Source organism: Micromonospora sp. KC213, assembly GCF_004348325.1.
Taxonomy (GTDB): Bacteria; Actinomycetota; Actinomycetes; order Mycobacteriales; family Micromonosporaceae; genus Micromonospora.
This window is the reverse complement of record NZ_SMKF01000132.1, coordinates 1-16,930: the sequence shown is the minus strand read 5'-3', so window position 1 is coordinate 16,930 and position 16,930 is coordinate 1. Positions and strand designations below refer to the sequence as shown.

The 16,930-nt window shown below is 70.4% G+C and carries 18 protein-coding genes; 6 read left to right on the top strand and 12 right to left on the bottom strand.

The features are described from left to right. The 4 genes from E1166_RS22570 to E1166_RS22555 all read right to left on the bottom strand — a co-directional run. Positions 1-228 (bottom strand): DUF6458 family protein (locus E1166_RS22570; protein ID WP_132341757.1); only part of this gene is annotated, 228 nt, incomplete at its 3' end. 258 nt (positions 229-486) lie between these two features. Further along, a complete protein-coding gene (locus E1166_RS22565; protein ID WP_132341755.1) occupies positions 487-2,343 on the bottom strand; it encodes an acyl-CoA dehydrogenase in 1,857 nt (618 codons plus the stop codon). A 154-nt stretch (positions 2,344-2,497) separates the two neighbouring features. Continuing rightward, positions 2,498-3,625, bottom strand: coding sequence for a PP2C family protein-serine/threonine phosphatase (locus E1166_RS22560; protein ID WP_132341753.1), 1,128 nt, complete (start codon positions 3,623-3,625; stop codon positions 2,498-2,500). An 88-nt stretch (positions 3,626-3,713) separates the two neighbouring features. Then, complete coding sequence (locus E1166_RS22555) at positions 3,714-4,352, bottom strand: septal ring lytic transglycosylase RlpA family protein (RefSeq protein WP_132341751.1); 639 nt, start codon at positions 4,350-4,352, stop codon at positions 3,714-3,716. Positions 4,353-4,508: 156 nt separating this feature from the next. Between E1166_RS22555 and E1166_RS22550 the strand changes: the two genes are divergently transcribed. Beyond that, positions 4,509-5,084 carry a phosphoribosyltransferase gene (locus tag E1166_RS22550; protein ID WP_132341749.1) on the top strand — a complete coding sequence of 192 codons (576 nt, stop codon included), beginning with the start codon at positions 4,509-4,511 and terminating at the stop codon, positions 5,082-5,084. Between the two features lie 203 nt (positions 5,085-5,287). Here E1166_RS22550 and E1166_RS22545 read toward each other — a convergent pair whose 3' ends face one another. The 3 genes from E1166_RS22545 to E1166_RS22535 all read right to left on the bottom strand — a co-directional run bounded on the left by E1166_RS22545 (position 5,288) and on the right by E1166_RS22535 (position 6,927). Then, positions 5,288-5,701 carry an NUDIX domain-containing protein gene (locus E1166_RS22545; RefSeq protein ID WP_132341747.1) on the bottom strand — a complete coding sequence of 138 codons (414 nt, stop codon included), beginning with the start codon at positions 5,699-5,701 and terminating at the stop codon, positions 5,288-5,290. A gap of 88 nt (positions 5,702-5,789) precedes the next feature. After that, complete coding sequence (locus E1166_RS22540; protein ID WP_132261708.1) at positions 5,790-6,218, bottom strand: GNAT family N-acetyltransferase; 429 nt, start codon at positions 6,216-6,218, stop codon at positions 5,790-5,792. Positions 6,219-6,468: 250 nt separating this feature from the next. Beyond that, positions 6,469-6,927: an ArsI/CadI family heavy metal resistance metalloenzyme gene (locus E1166_RS22535; protein WP_132341745.1), complete on the bottom strand. Its 459-nt coding sequence runs from the start codon at positions 6,925-6,927 to the stop codon at positions 6,469-6,471. A 153-nt stretch (positions 6,928-7,080) separates the two neighbouring features. Here E1166_RS22535 and E1166_RS22530 point away from each other — a divergent pair, with 153 nt between their 5' ends. Continuing rightward, positions 7,081-7,443, top strand: a complete 363-nt coding sequence (locus tag E1166_RS22530; protein WP_132341743.1) for a metalloregulator ArsR/SmtB family transcription factor — start codon at positions 7,081-7,083, stop codon at positions 7,441-7,443. Between the two features lie 122 nt (positions 7,444-7,565). Here E1166_RS22530 and E1166_RS22525 read toward each other — a convergent pair whose 3' ends face one another. Then, positions 7,566-8,234 (bottom strand): response regulator transcription factor, encoded by a 669-nt coding sequence (locus E1166_RS22525; RefSeq protein WP_132341741.1) that lies wholly within the window; start codon positions 8,232-8,234, stop codon positions 7,566-7,568. After that, positions 8,231-9,505, bottom strand: a complete 1,275-nt coding sequence (locus tag E1166_RS22520; protein ID WP_132341739.1) for a histidine kinase — start codon at positions 9,503-9,505, stop codon at positions 8,231-8,233. Before E1166_RS22520 ends, E1166_RS22525 begins: the two co-directional genes overlap by 4 nt. 147 nt (positions 9,506-9,652) lie before the next feature. On the opposite strand from E1166_RS22520, the gene E1166_RS22515 reads away from it, so the two are divergent. The 3 genes from E1166_RS22515 to E1166_RS22505 are packed head-to-tail and all read left to right on the top strand — an operon-like array spanning position 9,653 to position 12,323. Further along, positions 9,653-10,420, top strand: a complete 768-nt coding sequence (locus E1166_RS22515; RefSeq protein WP_132341737.1) for an ATP-binding cassette domain-containing protein — start codon at positions 9,653-9,655, stop codon at positions 10,418-10,420. After that, positions 10,417-11,757, top strand: a complete 1,341-nt coding sequence (locus tag E1166_RS22510; protein ID WP_132341735.1) for a hypothetical protein — start codon at positions 10,417-10,419, stop codon at positions 11,755-11,757. The genes E1166_RS22515 and E1166_RS22510 overlap by 4 nt, the downstream gene beginning before the upstream one ends. Beyond that, positions 11,754-12,323 carry a hypothetical protein gene (locus tag E1166_RS22505; protein WP_132341733.1) on the top strand — a complete coding sequence of 190 codons (570 nt, stop codon included), beginning with the start codon at positions 11,754-11,756 and terminating at the stop codon, positions 12,321-12,323. The genes E1166_RS22510 and E1166_RS22505 overlap by 4 nt, the downstream gene beginning before the upstream one ends. A gap of 130 nt (positions 12,324-12,453) precedes the next feature. Here the strand turns inward: E1166_RS22505 and E1166_RS22500 are convergent, their stop codons facing one another. Continuing rightward, positions 12,454-15,171: an RICIN domain-containing protein gene (locus E1166_RS22500; protein ID WP_132341731.1), complete on the bottom strand. Its 2,718-nt coding sequence runs from the start codon at positions 15,169-15,171 to the stop codon at positions 12,454-12,456. A gap of 464 nt (positions 15,172-15,635) precedes the next feature. On the opposite strand from E1166_RS22500, the gene E1166_RS22495 reads away from it, so the two are divergent. After that, the gene (locus tag E1166_RS22495; RefSeq protein ID WP_132341729.1) at positions 15,636-16,016 is read left to right on the top strand and encodes a hypothetical protein; all 381 of its coding nucleotides are present in this window, start codon (positions 15,636-15,638) and stop codon (positions 16,014-16,016) included. A gap of 162 nt (positions 16,017-16,178) precedes the next feature. Here the strand turns inward: E1166_RS22495 and E1166_RS22490 are convergent, their stop codons facing one another. Both E1166_RS22490 and E1166_RS22485 read right to left on the bottom strand, forming a co-directional pair. Then, positions 16,179-16,448 (bottom strand): hypothetical protein, encoded by a 270-nt coding sequence (locus E1166_RS22490; protein WP_132341727.1) that lies wholly within the window; start codon positions 16,446-16,448, stop codon positions 16,179-16,181. A 175-nt stretch (positions 16,449-16,623) separates the two neighbouring features. Next, positions 16,624-16,824, bottom strand: a complete 201-nt coding sequence (locus tag E1166_RS22485) for a hypothetical protein (RefSeq protein WP_347813036.1) — start codon at positions 16,822-16,824, stop codon at positions 16,624-16,626. Positions 16,825-16,930: the final 106 nt, after the last annotated feature.

The following is a 16,930-nucleotide window of genomic DNA, read 5'->3' as shown; positions in this document are numbered from 1 at the left end:
GGGCATCATCGCGGTCGGGTGAGAGAGTCTGTTCTCCTCCACGATGAGCGTGCGCGCACGCTTACGCCGGTCCTGCCAGAACCACAGCGTGGTCAGCAGAACGGCCAGCCCGGCCAGGATGAACACCCAACCGACCGCACGCAGGTCGAGCCACCAGACGTTTGCCCGGATGGCGAAGGTCATGATCGCGCCGAGCGCGATGAGAAAGATGGCGCTGCCAATGCCCATGTGCGCTGCACTCCCCCGTGCGATGGCCCTTGGGCGTGCCGGTGTCGTGGTCGGAGGCCCGACCGTGGACCCTTCCGTGCTCTGGCGTGGTTACCCCGTAGACGGTCCACCTACCGACTCCGGCCACGGCAATCCGCCCCGCCGGCAGGCTTTGCGACGCCAGCGGCGGGGCGGGGGTGGGAACAGCGGCGACCGGCGGGCAGTACGCTCGCCGGCCGCCGCTGTCGGGGTCGAACCAGACCGATCACCCGGAAGGGATCAGAACGCCTCCTCCGGGAGGTCCATGATGTCCAGGTCCGTGCCCTCGATGATCCGCCGGTCGGCGCCGATACGGGGCAGCACCTCCCGGGCGAAGAACCGGGCGGCGGCCACCTTGCCGGTGTAGAACGCCTTGTCGGCCGCGGAGACGTCGCCGGCCAGCGCCTTGAGTGCCACGTCGGCCTGCTTCTGCAGCAGCCAGCCGACGATCAGGTCGCCGACGGCGAGCAGGAAGCGACGGCTGCTCAGGCCCACCTTGTAGAGACTGCGGGCCTCGCCACCCTGGGCCTCGCCCAGCCAGCCGGTCAGCACACCGAGGATGTTCTGGACTTCGGCGAGCGCCTTGCCCAGCGCCTGCCGCTCCTCCTTGAGCTGGCCGTTGCCGCCCTCGGTGGTGATGAACTCCTGGATCTCCCCGGCGACCGCCATCAGGGCCTTGCCGTTGTCCCGCACGATCTTGCGGAAGATCAGGTCGAGGCTCTGGATCGCCGTGGTGCCCTCGTACAAGGTGTCGATCTTGGCGTCCCGGACGTACTGCTCCAGCGGGTAGTCCTGCAGGAAGCCGGAACCGCCGAAAGTCTGCAGCGACTCATGGCCCAGCAGCTCGTAGGCACGCTCCGAGCCGACGCCCTTGACCAGCGGCAGCAGGAAGTCGTTGACCCGCTTGGCCAGCTTGAGGGCCTTCTCGTCGCGGGCCGCCTCGGCGATGGCGACCTTGTCCTGCCAGGTGGCGGTGTAGCAGACCAACGCTCGCAGGCCCTCGGCGTACGACTTCTGCAGCATCAGCGACCGGCGTACGTCCGGGTGGTGGGTGATGGTGACCCGGGGGGCGGTCTTGTCGGCCTGCTGGATCAGGTCGGCGCCCTGCACCCGGTTCTTGGCGTACTCCAGGGCGTTCAGGTAGCCGGTGGAGAGGGTGGCGATCGCCTTGGTGCCGACCATCATCCGGGCGTACTCGATGATCATGAACATCTGCCGGATGCCGTCATGCTTCTCACCCAGCAGCCAACCCTTGGCCGGCACGCCGTGCTCGCCGAAGGTCACCTCGCAGGTGTTGGAGACCTTCAGGCCCATCTTGTGCTCGACGTTGGTGGCGTAGACGCCGTTGCGCTCGCCCAACTCGCCGGTGTTCTCGTCGAAGTGGTACTTCGGCACCACGAAGAGCGACAGGCCCTTGGTGCCCGGGCCGCCGACGCCCTCGACACCGACCGGACGGGCCAGCACGTAGTGCACGATGTTCTCGCTCAGGTCGTGCTCACCGGAGGTGATGAAGCGCTTCACGCCCTCGATGTGCCAGGAGCCGTCCGGCTGCGGGACCGCGCGGGTACGACCGGCGCCCACGTCCGAGCCGGCGTCCGGCTCGGTGAGCACCATGGTGGAGCCCCACTGCTTGTCGATGAAGAGCCGGGCCCACTTCTTCTGCTGCTCGGTGCCCTCGACGTGCAGCACGTGCGCGAAGGACGGGCCGGAGGCGTACATCCAGATCGGGGCGTTGGCGCCGAGCACCATCTCGGCGAGAGACCACCACAGGGCGCGCGGCGCGTTGGTGCCGCCGAGGGCATCGGGCAGGTCGAGCCGCCAGAACTCGGAGTCCATGAACGCCTGGTACGACTTCTTGAACGACTCGGGCAGCGGCGCGGTGTGCGTCGCGGGGTCGAACACCGGCGGGTTCCGGTCGCTGTCCGTGTAGCTGGCTGCGAGGTCCTCGCGGGCCAGGCGGTCGACCTCCGAGAGGAAGCTGCGGGCGGTGTCGACGTCCAGGTCCGTGTACGGCTCCTGGCCGAACGTCCGGTCCGCCCCGAAGACCTCGAACAGGTTGAACTCGAGGTCCCGAAGGTTGCTCTTGTAGTGGGTCATGCTCGCTGGCCCCGCTTCCGGACAGGTAAGGTTACCGATCAGTAACCCGACTGTATTACCAGCCGGTAGGCAACGACAAGCCCGCCCCCGGGTGTGACAGCTATCACATACCCGGCTTACGCCTGCCCCTGCCACGCGTCCCCCGACCATCGGGTCAGGCTTCGGTGGCACCCACTTCCCAACTCGGAACGGGGACGCTCGCGCCACTGCGCGGACCGGTGTACTCCATCAGGACCAGGGCGATGTCGTCATCGAGCCGGTCCTGCACCCACTCCACCAGGGCGGTTTCCAACGAGGCCAACCCATCGCCGACCGTGCCGTGCCCGAGCAACCGCCAGGCCCGGTCCGCGGTCGGGAAGAACTCGCCGTCCCGGCGGGCCTCACCGAGCCCATCGGTGAACAGCAGCAGGCGGTCACCGGGTTCCAGTCGTTCCACCCGTGGCCGCACCATGGGCATGAAGCCGAGCGGCGGGGCGGGCGCGGGCGGCTCCAGCGGGATCACCGCACCACGACGCAGCAGCAGCGGCGCCGGGTGACCGCAGTTGACGATGGTCAACGTCCCACCGCGCTCCTCGACCAGCGCAGCGGTGACGAAGTCCTCGTCGCCGACGCTGCGGGCCACCGCCCGGTCCAGGTCGGACACCACCGCGCGCAGATCCGCCCGCTCGTACGCGACGTGCCGGTAGGAACCGAGCACGATGCTGGCCAACCGCACCGCGTCCAGCCCTTTGCCCCGCACGTCCCCGATGATCATCCGGACCCCGTACGGGGTGTCGATCGCCTCGTACAGGTCGCCGCCGATCTCCGCGGTGGCGGTCGAGGAGATGTAGCGCGCGGCCACCGCCAGGGTGCCCACCTGCGGGCCGAGGGGACGCAGTACGGCCTGCTGGGCCACCGCCGCGAGCCGGGACAGTTCGGCGATCTGCTCGGCCTGACGTTGGCGTACCGCCGCCACGCCGGCCGCGATCACCCCGGACAGCGCGATCCCACCGAGGCCGGCGCCGGTCACCATCGAGGCGCCCGGCTCCACCAGCGCGAAGCCCCCACCGAGCAGCAGCGCGACCAGCACCACCCCGAGCACCGCCCGCCAGGACGCGAACGCGGCGGCCAGCACGGGCGCGGCCACCATCAGCGGGAGACAGCGCACCTGCCGGCCGTCGGCGATCTCCATCGCGGCGACGATCGCGAGCAGGCCGAGGGCCGCGCCGACACCGGCGCGGGCCCCGGGACTCAGCGGGCCACGGCCCGACTGGAGAAGATGCGTGCGTACGACTGACAGCATGCCTGACAGACGGTGCCCGGTGAATGAACCTGGCCCCTTGTCCGATGGTGTTCCGCCTGTCCGGACGGCCATGGCGAGCCGACCGCCGTCAGCCGAGCACCTCGTACCGCACGGTCAGCGCGCCGACGTCGACCGAGGCGATCGCGGCGAACGCCGCCCGGGACAGGTCGAGGCAGCGGCCCTCGACGAACGGGCCACGGTCGTTGATCCGTACGGTCACCGATGTGCCGTTGGCAGGGTTGGTGACCCGGACCCTGGTGTCGAACGGCAGGGTCTTGTGCGCGGCGGTCATCGCGCTCGGGTCGAAGCTTTCGCCGTTGGCCGTCATCTGTCCCTCGTCGTAGAAGGACGCGCCGCAGGTGCCGGTGGAGACGACGGTGCTCGTCGGAGCCGCCTTCCTCGTCGTCGCGCTCGGCTTGGGCGCGGCGGTGCGGACCCTGCTCCGGGAGGCCGCCTGTGTCCGGGACGCCTCCGGACTGGCGGTCACCGTCGGCGAGGAGCTGGCGCTCGGGGTGACGCTCGGGCTCGGGCTCGGTGCAGTGGCGGTCGGGCTGGGCTGGACGACGCTCGGCACCGGTTCGGCGACGGCGGGAGCCGGGGCCTCGGCGGAGGTCAGCTGGACGGCACCGACGGTGCCGCCGACGGCGAGCAGGACGCCGACGGCCGCGGTGGCCGCGATGCCGGCCGGCGAGGAGAACGTTCGGGTACGGGAGTGCCTACCAGCCACCGGCCCGGTCCTTTCCTGAGCTAACAAACCGGTCGGACCGTAACGAGAGAAGCACTTCCGAAGTCAACGTGATCATGGTGGTATAGGGCGAATTACAATGATACGTGTAGCCGATCATCCGAGACACGCCCCGCCGGACGGGCCATAATGCCACCGATGGCATTTCCTGCCCCGGATGGGCCGCTCGCCCCTGACCTGCTCGGACGCCTCACCGACCAGTTCCGCTGGGTGGATCCGGGCCCCGGCAGCAGCCACCTGGTCAGTGACATCTCCCGTTGGTGGCGTGATCCGCAGGTGCTGGCGGCGCTCGGGCCGGCCCTGGTCGCGCCGTTCCGGGACGCCCGGCCGACGGTAGTGGTCGCGCCGGCGGTCACCGGGCTGATGCTCGGCCCGCTCGCCGCCACCGCGCTCGGCGTCGGCTTCGTCCCGGTGCACAAGCCGGGTGACGGCCGGCTACCGAGCGGGCCGCTGGTCTGGGCGCAGAGCCCGCCGGACTTCCGGGGCCGCCGGGTCGACCTGGCGGTCCGGGAGCACCTGATCGGCCCGGACGACCGGGTGCTCATGGTGGACGACTGGGTCGCCACCGGCGCGCAGGCGTCCGCCGTACGAGAGATCTGCGCGACCCGGGGTGCCCACTGGCTCGGAGTCGCCGCGATCGTCGTGGACTGCCCGCCCGAGGTGACCCACGATCTGGGCGTGCGCGGGCTGCTCGACTCCGGTCGGCTGACCTGAGCGACGCCCGGCCGGCGGACCAGTTTGTCAGGTCGTCCCCGCCGATGCCGGTGGTGACCCAGCCCTGACCGAAGCGGGCGGCCGGCCGCCATCGATGCCGCGTCGCCGACCAGTGCGGCCACGAGCGGGACGCATCCGCGCGCCCTGCCCTGCTGCCCCGACGGGACGCCGATCCGGTGCCCACCCTCGCCCGAGCTGACCGCTCAGGTCGCGGCCAGCAGGAACCAGAGGCTCACGTCGACGTGTCGGTCCGCCGGCGGGCCGACGGTCGGGGTGATGGTGAGGAAGAACGGCAGGGGATCCGGCTCCGCCGGCACGCCCAACTCCTCGATCACCTCCCGCCGCACCGTCTCCGCGGCGTGCTCGCCGGGTTCGACGTGCCCTCCGGTCGGCAACCACAGACCGGCCTTGCGGTGGTCGACCAGCAGAACGCTGCCGTCCTCCGCGTCCCGCATCAGGAAGTACGTGACCAGGTGCGGCGACGGGGTACGGGGCTTCACCCGACGGAAGACGTCGTCGGTGCGCCCGAGCCAGTCGAGGCACTCCGCGCGATGCGCGGCCTCCAACTCGTCCGACGGTGCGATCGACGCGACCAGCGCCCGGATCTCCGTCAGCACCGCAGCATCCTGTCAGGATGGTGCGACACTCCGCGGCCGACGCCCCACGGTTTCGGCGTGCGAACCGGGTACCCGTCCTGGCCGGGCCTCACCCGCCGAGCGGCTTGACCCAGCGCGACCACTCGGCCTGCCGCTCGTACCCGAAGGCCCACCAGGCGCGGTGGGCCGGCTCGTTGTCGTCCAGCACCATCGCGTCGGCCCGGCCGCCGCCCAACCGCCGGAACCGTTCCTCGGCCGCGTCGACCAGCACCCGACTGATGCCCCGCCGTCGCTGCGACGGCGCGACGGCGAGCCGGTAGAGGTGGCAGCGCCACCCGTCCCACCCGGCGATCACGCTGCCGACCAGCACCGGCCCATCCTCGGCGAGGAGCAGGGCATCCGGGTCACGGTCGATCAGCGCCGCGACGGCCGACCGGTCGTCGGCCGGTCGCTGGGCGTTCTCGGCGGCGATCTGCCAGAAGGCGAGGACGGCGGGAATGTCAGCAAGGGTAGCCGGGCGCACGGTCAGGACGGACACGGTCAAAGGCTATCCGGGCGGGCGAGGAACCCGAATCGAACCTCCACAGCCGTCGCCCCGTGGCCTGCCGGTGTGGTAGTTGTCCCAGCTCACCTCAGATCCTCCAGGGCGGCATGTCCAGAGGCGACACCCGCGACGGCTTCGACGGTCCGGTAGGGGTGGCCCGGGTGGCCGGAAACCGAAGAGAGACAGCAGCGGGTGGGTGCGTGCGTGCGCGCCGGCCAGCCGGAAGGGCCGGCGCGCACCTCGCTCAGCAGCAGCTCGACGCGGCTCCGCTGGTGGCCGGCTTCCTGCCGGCGGCCGGGGTGCAGCAGGCGCTCTCGACCGCCTTCTCCAGCTGCGCGGAGTCGGCCTTGACGGTGTAGACCTCCCACGGCTCATTGCCGGGGCCGCGTACCCAGACCTTGTCCTGGAGGGCGTAGCAGCACTCGGTCTCCTTCTCCTCCATGGTGATCAGACCCGCGTCGGCGAGCCGCGTCGCGGCTGCGGTCACCTCGTCGGTGCTGAACACCTCGACGCCCAGGTGGTCCATGACGGTGGGCTGGTGGGGCTCGCCTTCGAGCAGGACGAGTTTCAGCGGCGGGTTCTCGATGGCGAAGTTGGCGTAGCCGGGACGGCGCTTGGCCGGTTCGACGCCGAACAGGCTGGTGTAGAAGGCCACGGAGCCTTCGAGGTCGGAGACGCGCAGGGCGAGTTGGACGCGGGACATGATCGTTCCTCCGGATTCGTTCAACGGCACATGCCGTCGAGCTGCGCGGCGGACGGTGACGCGGCAGCGCGCCGCCTCCACCGTGTCTAGATGGATTTCTAAACAAGCCCTACGTACGTTGCACCCTGTTTTGACATCTGTCAAGCTAGACGCATGTCGAATCAGTCGTTGCCGGTGGTCGACCCCAACGCCGTGGCCTGCTGCTCCCCGCTCACGGTCCGCCCGATGGACCCGGACCAGGCGACTGCGGTGGCACCCATGTTCAAGGCACTCGGCGACCCCGTCCGGCTGCGACTGATGTCAATGATCGCGTCGGTGCCGGAGATGTGCGTCTGCGACCTGACCCCGGCGTTCGACCTGTCCGGGCCAACCATCTCCCACCACCTCAAGGTGCTGCGGGAAGCCGGCCTGGTCGACTCCGAGCGGCGCGGGACCTGGGTCTGGTACCGGGTGAAGCCGGAGGCGTTGCGGCAACTCGGCGCGCTGCTGGACATCCCCGCCAGCCGGTCCGGGTAAGCCCGGCTCCGACGGTCCCGCGCGGGCCCTGTGAGAACTGCGTCGGTGGCCTGGCTGAACACCCACCCTCCGTCACCGCCGAGAGTGTGCTTGCGCGGTCCCTACGGAACAGAGCCCGTCGGTCATCTCGGGCCACAGACGCCGTTTCGCCACGCCCAGGCGGCGATCTCGACGCGGTTGCGGGCGGCGAGTTTGCGCTGCACGTTCGCCAGGTGTGTCTTGACCGTCGACAGGGTGACGTAGAGCTGCCGGGCGATCTCGTCGTTGGTGTGCCCGTGCGCCACCAACTGCACCACCGCGCGCTCCCGCTCGGTGAGGGGTTCGACGGGCGGTGCTTCGGGTTCGGCCGGCGTGGTGGCGCGGCGCGGCGCCAGGTGGGCCAGCAGCCGCACGGTCACGGCTGGCGAGATCAGCGTGGTGCCGGCGGCGGCCGCGCGTACCGCCTCCACCAGCAACGTGGGTGAGGTGTCCTTGAGCAGGAAGCCGCAGGCACCCTGGCGTAGCGCCCGGTACACATACTCGTCAAGGTCGAAGGTGGTGACGATGAGGACGTTGAGCGGGTCCCGTACGCCCGGCCCGGCCAGCAACCGGGTCGCCTCGAGGCCGTCGAGTTTCGGCATCCGGACGTCGAGCAGGCACACGTCGGGGCGTAACCGGCGGGCCTGCTCCACGGCGTCCTCACCGTCCGCCGCCTCGGCCACCACCTCCATGTCCGGTTGCGTGCCGAGGATCATGCGGAAAGCCGTACGGATCATGTCCTGGTCGTCGGCCAGCAGAAGCCGGATGGTCATCGGAGTCCTTCGCCGCGGGTCCCGGCCCGGGGCCGGTGCCGGATGAGTGACCGCAGGCGACCGGCGGAGGCTCGTGCGGTGACCGGCAGGACGGCGGTGACCTGCCAGCCCGACGCGACCGGTCCGGCCGAGAGTTCGCCACCCGCAGCCTGTACGCGTTCGCTGAGCCCGGTCAGGCCGAAACCACCGGCAGGCAGGGGCGACGACACCGCCGGCCCGCTGTCGTTGCGGACCGACACCTCCGCGAGGTCGGAGGCATCCGGGACCATCCGGATCCGGATCTCTGTCCGGGTGGTCCCGGAGGTGTGGCGCAGGACGTTGGTCAGCGCTTCCAGCACGGTGTGATACGCCGCGTCGAGGGTCGCGGCGGGCAGCGGTCGGCCGGCCAGTGCCCCATCGACGGAAACCATCGGTGCTGGGCATCCGGACGGTAGGGCGGCGACGACGGCCGTGAGCATCTCGTCGAGGGTGCGGTGGACGGGCGCGGCCACCGGGAGGTCGTCACGCAGGACGCCGACGAGCGTACGCATCGACACGAGCGCCTGGGCGCCGGCGTCTTCGACACCCGCCAGCAGGGTGTCCAGGTCGCCGGGCGAGGGCGTGGCGCCGGAGCCGGTGACGAACCGGATTGCCCGGGTCTGGGCGACGATCGCGGCAACGTGATGTGCGACGTAGTCGTGCAGGTCGCGGGCGTAGTCCAGGCGTTCCGCCTGCCGAGCCAGCCGATCCCTGTCCGCCCTCCGGCGTTCCAGCAGGCGCAGATACAGTCCGAGCACTGCCAGGAACACCAGCCACCCGGTCAGCATGGTGACCATCAGGCCCGCGGCCCCACCGCCGTTCGGTGCTATCGCCCACGAGTTGGCCGGGTGCAGCAGCGCCCGGATCGGGAGCAGCCCGATCGCGAGGATCGTCAGGGCGGCGGGCACCGCCGCGCGCCGCAGCCGGTGCTGCATGACCAGCCGGAGCACCACGAACGACAGTGCGCCGAACTCCACGAGGCCGAAGGTGTGCTCCGGGCGCAGCGCCGGCACGAGACCGCAGGCGACGGAAACCATGATCGACACGGTCGCGGCCACACCGACCCCGGCGGGGCGGGCCTCGACCAGCAGCAGTACGGCGACGGCGAGGAGGCCGCTGACGATCATGCCGAGCCTGGCCGGCAGTACGGGGGCGTCCAACCCTTCGAAGACGACCAGGGCCGTCGCCAAGATGACGAACCCGCCATTGGTCACCCGCTGCGGCCACCGGAGACCCGCCAAGACGATCAACACAGAGGGCTTCGGTAGGACACTCGCACCCGGGCGGCCTCATTCTTTCGGCCGAGACGCCGCCGCGGCGCTCGGCGGCACGGCCGAGGCGCGCCTCGGTGCCGAGAACGCAGCATCAGATCCGCACCGAATCGATGAGCGGAGACGATCATGGCTACCAAAATACGGGCTCGTGGCCTGCGGGTCAGAGCGGGCCGCCAGATGGCGGTCGATGGCGTCGACCTGAGGCTCGGCGCAGGCGTGCACGGCCTGCTCGGCCCGAACGGTGCCGGCAAGACCACTCTGATCCGGGCTCTGGCCACCGTGCTGCGCCCGCACGAGGGCCAGCTTGAGTTACTCGGACAGCCGATGGACGGGCGGCCCGACCAGCGCGCGGTGCGACGAAACCTGGGCTACCTGCCGCAGGAGTTCGGCTACCACCCGCGATTCACGGTGACCGAGTTCGTCGAGTACATGGCGTGGCTCAAAGAGGTGCCCGGCGCAGGGCGTCGGCGTGCCGTGCGGCGGGCGATCGAGCGGGTCGGGTTGGCCGACCGGGCCGGCTCACCGCTTCGCGTGCTCTCCGGTGGCATGCTGCGTCGCGCCGGCATCGCCCAAGCCATCGTCAACGACCCGGAGCTGCTGCTCCTCGACGAGCCCACCGTGGGACTCGATCCGCAGCAACGACTCGACTTCCGGGCGCTGCTGCGGGAGCTGGGGGAGCGGTCCTGCGTGCTCGTCTCGACACACCTTGTCGAGGACGTGGCCGCGGCGTGCACGAGCGTCGTGCTCATCAACGCCGGCAGGGTCGTGTTCCACGGCACGCCGGAGGAGGTCGCGGCCTCCGGCGATCACGACGACGCCGGTGACAGCCCCATCGAACGCGGCTACTCGGCGCTGCTCACCCGGCACCAGGCCGGATCTGCGGTGGCCCGATGAGCAGCGCCATCCGGATCGAACTGCGCCGCTCCACCGCGCCGCTGGCCGGTGCCGCGATCGCCGTACTCGGTGTGGCGGGCCTCTACGTCCTCGCGCTCACCGGGCAGACCGGCCTGTGGGACCAGCAGTGGAACCTGCTCGCCGTGTTCCAGCGGATCATGCTGGTGATCCTCTGGCCGCTGGCACTGGCTGCCGGCGCCTGGCAGGCCGGCCGGGACCGGCGCGACCGGATGGAGGAACTGCTCGGCACGACACCGGTGCCCCCGTCGCGGCGGATGCCGCCGTCCGCCATGGCGCTGGCCCTCTGCCTCAGCGGCGGCTACCTGGCCGTGCTGGGCGCCGGGGCACCGATGGTCGCTGCTGCCACCGACCACCTCGGCGGCGGCTGGCCGGCCGTGACCGCCGTCGGCGTGCTGGCCCTGGTCGCTGCGGGCTGGCTCGGCCTCGGCCTCGGCCGGCTCCTGCCGTACGCGTACACCCCGGCCGTGCTCGGCGTCGGCGGCCTCGGGGCACTGCTCGCAGCGATCGAGATGAGCAAATACGCCGAGGACATGAGGTTCGACCCGGCCCTGTTCGCCCCCAACCTCACCATCACGATCTCCGATTTCCAGACGGTCTCCGGCTCGGTCAGCGCGGGCCAGGCGCTGTGGCTCGGCGGGCTGGCCGGAGGGGGACTGATGCTCTACCTCGCGACGAGTCGGCTCGCCCGGCTGCTCGCCGTCATCCCGCCCGCGCTCGGCTTGGCCCTGGCCGCTCCGATCCTGACCGTCGGCCCCGGCACAGCCTTCCCGGTGGACCCGGCAGCGGTCGCCGAGGTCTGCACCCGCGACAGCGGTCCACGGGTCTGCGTCACCGCGGCACACCGCGGGAGACTGCCCGATCTCGTCGTACCTGCCCGGGAAGCACTGCGCCTGCTCGGGAAGCTGCCGAACCCACCCACCTCGGTCCACGAGGTGGCTGCGGACCGCGGTTACCCGCAGCCGGCTGCCGAAGCCTGGCTGGACAGCGACAACCTCGTAGAGATCCGCGATCCCCAGGAGCTCACCACCCGGATCCTGGCCGGTGCCGGCACGCGGATCTGCGACCGCGTGGAGCAGGACGACACGTACCCCGACGTCCTGCGCGCCCGGGCCGTGGCAGCGGCCTGGCTGCACGGCAGCTACCCGCCACCCGGCCAGAGCTTCGCCGCGCCGGAGCAGGTCCGCCGCCAGGAGATGTGGGAACAGCTCACCGCCTTGCCCGCCGACGAGCAGGCACGCCGGATCGCCGCGGTTCGTACCGCCGGCCTGACCTGCGGCGATGTGGCCGCGGCCCTGGGAGTGGGGGCAGGCCGATGAGGGCTCTTCTGCTGTACCTACGCTCCCGGCAGGTGCCGGGCGGGATGCTGTGGGGGGTGCCGGTCATGGTCGCCGTCGCGTGGCTCGGTACCGGCCACGCCGACCCACGCCGGGCCGTGATGGCCGCCGCCCTGGCCCTCACACTGGGCATCGCCATCCTCGGTCACGGCCTCGCGGGCGCGGACAGCACCCTGGACGCGACCGCGGCGCTCCGTTGGGCGCCCCGCCGCGCGCTGCACCTGACCGCGATCACCGTGCTCGCGGCCGTCGTGGTGACGGCCGTGACGACCGCGCCGGCCGGGGCCGTGCTGCGCGATGCGGCAGGCATCACCGGAACCGCGGCTCTGGCGGCGGCACTGTTCGGCCGGCAACTGGCCTGGACCCTGCCGGTCGTGACAGGTTGTCTGTCCGCCGGCATCCCCGCGACGCCGGAGCCGTTCGCGTTGTACCTGCTCACCTGGGCCGGACAGCCTCCGGGCAGCCCGGCGGCGGCCACGGTGGCGGTGGTTCTCGCGGTGACCGGCACGGCCGCGTACCTGATCCTCGGCCCTCGCCGGATCAGCTGACCGGCGTCGCGCACGGGCCACGGGACGCAGCTGTGCACGGCCCACCGGCGTGGTTGACCCGCGAAGCGGGCCGCCGTACGCGTGGCGGGGCCGCAGACATCGCGTCTGCGGCCCCGCTCGGCGGTTGGGGTCAGGACGGGTCGCCGTACTGCAGGCCGCGTCCGTTCGTACCGACATAGACCCGGCCGAAGGTGTCGGGGTCGCCGGTGATGACCCCGACGCCGCCGATGCTGCCCCACTGGTGGGCGTCGTCGTTGACGCGGAGCCAACTGGCGCCCTGGTCGGTGGAGCGGAAGACGCCGGTGACGCCATTGACGGCACCGATCAGGTACAGGGCCTGGTAGGAAGCGCCCGGCGCGGCCTTGCCGAAGCCGAGGGCGGAGGCGGACTGCACCGTGGTGAGCGTGGTGAAGGTGCGACCGCCGTCGGTGGAGTGCAGCAGGCCCTTGGCGCCGCCGGCGATCCACAGGTCCCCGGCGACGCCGGGGACGGCCGAGAGTCGGCCGGCGGGCAGCTTGGTGGCACGGGCGGTGAAGGTGGCGCCGCCGTCGGTGCTGGCGTAGAGCGTGCCGCCGGCCAACGAGTAAAAGGTCTTGGCCGAGGAGCGGTCGGCGACGACCACGGCTCCGGCACCCAGGCCGCTGACCTTCGACCAGCTCGCCCCCTTGTTGTTCGAGCGGAACGGGACCTGACCGTCCTGGGTCCAGACGATGGTGGAGCCGTCCGCCGCGAGCGCGACATCGCCGGTGTCGGCACCGGCCACCGGCTCTGCCGCGAAGCCCTTCCAGCTGCGGCCGCCGTCGGTGGAGTAGGCGCCGTCCTGCGCGCCGCCACGGCCGACGCGGACCATCACCGAGGGGTTGGACTGGGCGAAATCGATGCTGGTGCTGTTGGTCATCACCGGGTTCTGCAGCCGCCCGGCGGGCACCTCGGTCAGCGAGTCGTGGCGGAAACCTCCCTGGTCGCCCATGGCGGTGATGACGGTGGCGCCGCCCGGAGGGGCGATCACGTCCAGCAGCGCGGTCTCCTCCAGCCCTCGGGCCCCCACCGTCCAGTGGCTGGTGCCGCCGCTGTCGGTGGCGGTGGCGTCCTTGCTCCGCCAGATGCCGTTGCCGGTGCCGTACAACACGTGCCCGGAGTCGAAGGGATCGATAGCCAGGGCGGTCATCCAGTGCCCGGTGCCGGTGCCGATGTAGGGAGCGGCGGAGGCGTCCCGCACCGACTTGTCGGCCAGGGCCTTCCAGGTGGTGGCGCCGTTGGTGGTCCGGTAGATCTCGTCCTCGGGCCACCAGCGGCCGAGGGTGGTGACCATCACCGTGGACGGCTTCTGCGGGTCGACGGCCAGGCCGGAGAACCCGTAGTTGCCCTTGGACGGGGAGACGTCCTTCCACCGTCCGTCGGCCGGCGTGTGCTTCCACACCGAACCCGCCGTCACGCCGTTGGGTCCGAGGGCGTTGGTGTACGTCAGGTACAGCGAGCCGTCACCGGAGAGCACGCCGTGCTGCGGCAGTTGGCCGGTGGGCTGCCCAGGGACCGCCTGCCAGGTGCTGCCGCCATCGGTGGAGCGGTACAGGGAGGTGGATTTGTCGGCGACACCGACGTAGATCGTCTTGCTTCCGGCCGGGCCGTACGTGACGAAGGAGATGCCCGCGCCGCTGCTCGCCCCGTTCTTGACCGGGAACGAGGAAACCTGACTCCAGGTCAGGCCGTGGTCGGTGCTGCGCCACAGGCCGTTCTTGCGGGTGCCCAGCAGCAGCGTGCCAGAGCCCGCGGGATTGATCGCCAACCGTTCGCCCGCCCCGCGGCCGTCCTCGTTGGCACCCAGCTTGAAGGGCAGATCGGTGCGCTGGAAGGTGCGGCCCCGGTCGGTGGAGCGCAGGATCGCGCCGTTGCCCGCCCACTCGTTGGTGTAGGTGCCCGCCCCGAGGTAGAGCCGGTTGGGGTCGACGGGGTCGGTGGCCAGCGAATCGATGCCCAGCAGGTTCCAGTCCTTCTCGCCGACCCAGTCGGTCAGTGGGATCCACTGCTCGGCCCCGGTGTCCCACCGGTAGGCGCCGCCCATGTCGGTGCGCGCATACAGTAGGCCCTTCTCCCGCGGGTTGAACACCAGCCCGGTGACGTAGCCGCCACCCACCGCCTGGGCGTTCTTCCACATGTACGGTCCGGCTGCGGCCGTGGTCTGCGCACCGCCGCTCTTCCCCGCGGCCGTGGTTTGTGCCCCGCGGGTTTTCCCCGTGGCCTTGGGCTGCGCCCCGCCGGCTTTCGCCGTCTGCGTCGCGCCCGTTTTCACCAGCTTCCACTGCTGGTTGGTGCTGCCCCTGCCGGGATACTGGATGATCGCCGCGCCGTCGGCCGTGGAGTTGTCGAAGACGTCCAGGACGAGGCCACTCCGGCGGGAGGTGAAGGTGACGGCGTCGGACCCGCGCACATCGTCGATCCGCCATTCCTGCGAGGTGGAGGAGCTGTCGGTCTGCTGCTCGGCGGGAGCCGCCTGGTCGGTCGAATTGCCCGCTATGCCCAACACTTTGCCGCTGTTGCGGTTCACCAGCTCGTAGTAGCCGTTCCCGGTGGCTCGCAGCTTCCACTGCTGGTTGGCGGTGTTCTGGTCGGTCCACTGCTGGATGCGGGTGCCGTCGGCGGTGGAGAAGGCGTTGACGTCCAGCGCCTTGCCGCTGCGCACGGAGATCAGCCGGTAGTAGGTATCGCCGTCGATCGTCGCGGCCTGTGATTCCTCGTTGACGAACAGCAGGTACGGCACGAGAACGGCGGGTAGGCCGAGCAGCAGGCCGATGGCCATCCAGCGACGGCGGTGACGCCTGCGATGCCTGCCGTTCGGGGGATTCTTCATGACGAGGTGTTCTCCTTGCATGCCGTTCACCAGAGGAAAGGCGGACCCCAGCACCGGGAGTGCCGAGTCCCACTCCTTTGTGGTCACCAGCCCCGCAAAGGTTGCCCCGAGCCAGAGATTTTCTTCAGGTCACCTCGTGGCGCGGCAGTTGCCCGACGCGGGTAGCGGCCCGCGCGGATGGCCCGTCGAATGGCCACGGACACCGGAAACATCGAAGGCCCCGGCTGGGACTGTCGTCCTGGCCAGGGCCTCGATCGTGGAGCGGGTGACGGGAATCGAACCCGCACTGTCAGCTGGGGAATCGGGTTGATCTGTACTGTGAGTAAGCCGTGCTGCCTGGTGAATGAACGCAGAGCGTTCAGGTCGCCGATGCCGGGCTGCCGTCGTAGGCCGGTGTTGACCGCTGCATCGGGCATGCATCGGGCACGGCGGACAGCTCGTCGTGTGTTGCTACGGTCCGGGTTATGCGATTCGGCAGCCGGCTGTGGGCAGGCATCCTGGCGGTTGGGCTCGGGGTTTCTTCGGGCTGGTTCTCGGCTGGTGCTGGCGGCTCGGTTCACCGTGCCCCCACGGCTCTCCTTGTTTTGGCTGCCGGGCTCAGCGGCGCTGGCCTGCTGGTCGGCTTGGTATTGGGCTGCCGGAACCACAGGAGTTGGTTGGTGCCGGCACTGGTGCTGCTGGGTTCGTTCTACGCCGGCACGTGGCTGAACTCGCCCCACCACAGCATCGCCGGGGATGCCCTCGTCCTGGCCCTCGCCGCTATCCCCACTTGCGCTAGCACGGCGCTCGCGTTCGCAGTCGGCCAGCACCTCGCAGCGCGACAGGCTCAGACCCCTTCGGTGTGAAGGAATGATCAGCCGTCGATGAGCTGGGCGAGTAGGTGGGATGAGCTGCCGGAACAGTCCACCACCGTCCATGGGCGTCCGGTGTTAGCCGCCCCGAGTGTCACCCCGTTGGTCACCCAGCCCGAGGGCCGGACGTTGAGGCGGAACCCACGGCGGTTGTGTTCATTCGTTCGTGAGGCGGATCAGCTCGAGCACCGCAAGAACTAGCGCAATGACGACGCAGATGGAGGAGACGAAGATCATCAGCCTCGGGCTTGCGAGCCAAGGCGATGACCTCAACCATCGCGGCAGGCTCGATGGTCGACGTGCCTCGCGATCCCGCAACTCAACCAGGCCCGAGATGATTCCCACGCTCCCTATAACAGCGAAGGCAACGGCGAACAGAAGGTTTTGCGTAGGACTGGCGAGGTCAGCCGAGGCGGCGCGGATCATGGGTTAACGATCACACGCAGCCGGACCAATCTGCCATCCCGATGCTCCTATGGAGGTCAAGCCTTTTCGGGTCGAAGGTCAGGGCGGCTCAGCGATTGACCAGGAGACAGCCACGACGATGCTGTTGGCCTTCGGCGCGTTCGGGTCGTGGTAGTGCTCGGTTCTCGCCATGCTTCTAGGCTGCCACCTTCCCGCGCGGCAGCGGGTAGGAGGCGGACAGGACCCGGTCGAAGCTGTCGGCGTAGGTGCCGAAGAGGTCTCCGCCGTTGAGCCGGCGTAGGTGCATCACGGGCGCGTGCGGTGCCGGGAACCCGTAGACGTGCATGTTGACCAGCATCTCGTCATCGAACCGGTAGATCGGGCACGTAGCGGGCACGGCCAGCGCAGGAAGCGGTAGCAACGATCAAGGCCCCAGCCAGGAAACCTGTCCTGAGCTGGGGCCTTCGCGTTGGAGCGGGTGACGGGAATCGAACCCGCACTGT

Excerpts from the sequence above, each read along its gene's own strand:
- E1166_RS22565 (WP_132341755.1), bottom strand. The coding sequence starts at position 2,343 with ATGACCCACTACAAGAGCAACCTTCGGGACCTCGAGTTCAACCTGTTC.
- E1166_RS22560 (WP_132341753.1), bottom strand. The coding sequence starts at position 3,625 with ATGCTGTCAGTCGTACGCACGCATCTTCTCCAGTCGGGCCGTGGCCCG.
- E1166_RS22550 (WP_132341749.1), top strand. The coding sequence starts at position 4,509 with ATGGCATTTCCTGCCCCGGATGGGCCGCTCGCCCCTGACCTGCTCGGA.
- E1166_RS22535 (WP_132341745.1), bottom strand. The coding sequence starts at position 6,927 with ATGTCCCGCGTCCAACTCGCCCTGCGCGTCTCCGACCTCGAAGGCTCC.
- E1166_RS22530 (WP_132341743.1), top strand. The coding sequence starts at position 7,081 with ATGTCGAATCAGTCGTTGCCGGTGGTCGACCCCAACGCCGTGGCCTGC.
- E1166_RS22525 (WP_132341741.1), bottom strand. The coding sequence starts at position 8,234 with ATGACCATCCGGCTTCTGCTGGCCGACGACCAGGACATGATCCGTACG.
- E1166_RS22515 (WP_132341737.1), top strand. The coding sequence starts at position 9,653 with ATGGCTACCAAAATACGGGCTCGTGGCCTGCGGGTCAGAGCGGGCCGC.
- E1166_RS22510 (WP_132341735.1), top strand. The coding sequence starts at position 10,417 with ATGAGCAGCGCCATCCGGATCGAACTGCGCCGCTCCACCGCGCCGCTG.
- E1166_RS22505 (WP_132341733.1), top strand. The coding sequence starts at position 11,754 with ATGAGGGCTCTTCTGCTGTACCTACGCTCCCGGCAGGTGCCGGGCGGG.
- E1166_RS22500 (WP_132341731.1), bottom strand. The coding sequence starts at position 15,171 with ATGAAGAATCCCCCGAACGGCAGGCATCGCAGGCGTCACCGCCGTCGC.
- E1166_RS22495 (WP_132341729.1), top strand. The coding sequence starts at position 15,636 with ATGCGATTCGGCAGCCGGCTGTGGGCAGGCATCCTGGCGGTTGGGCTC.
- E1166_RS22490 (WP_132341727.1), bottom strand. The coding sequence starts at position 16,448 with ATGATCCGCGCCGCCTCGGCTGACCTCGCCAGTCCTACGCAAAACCTT.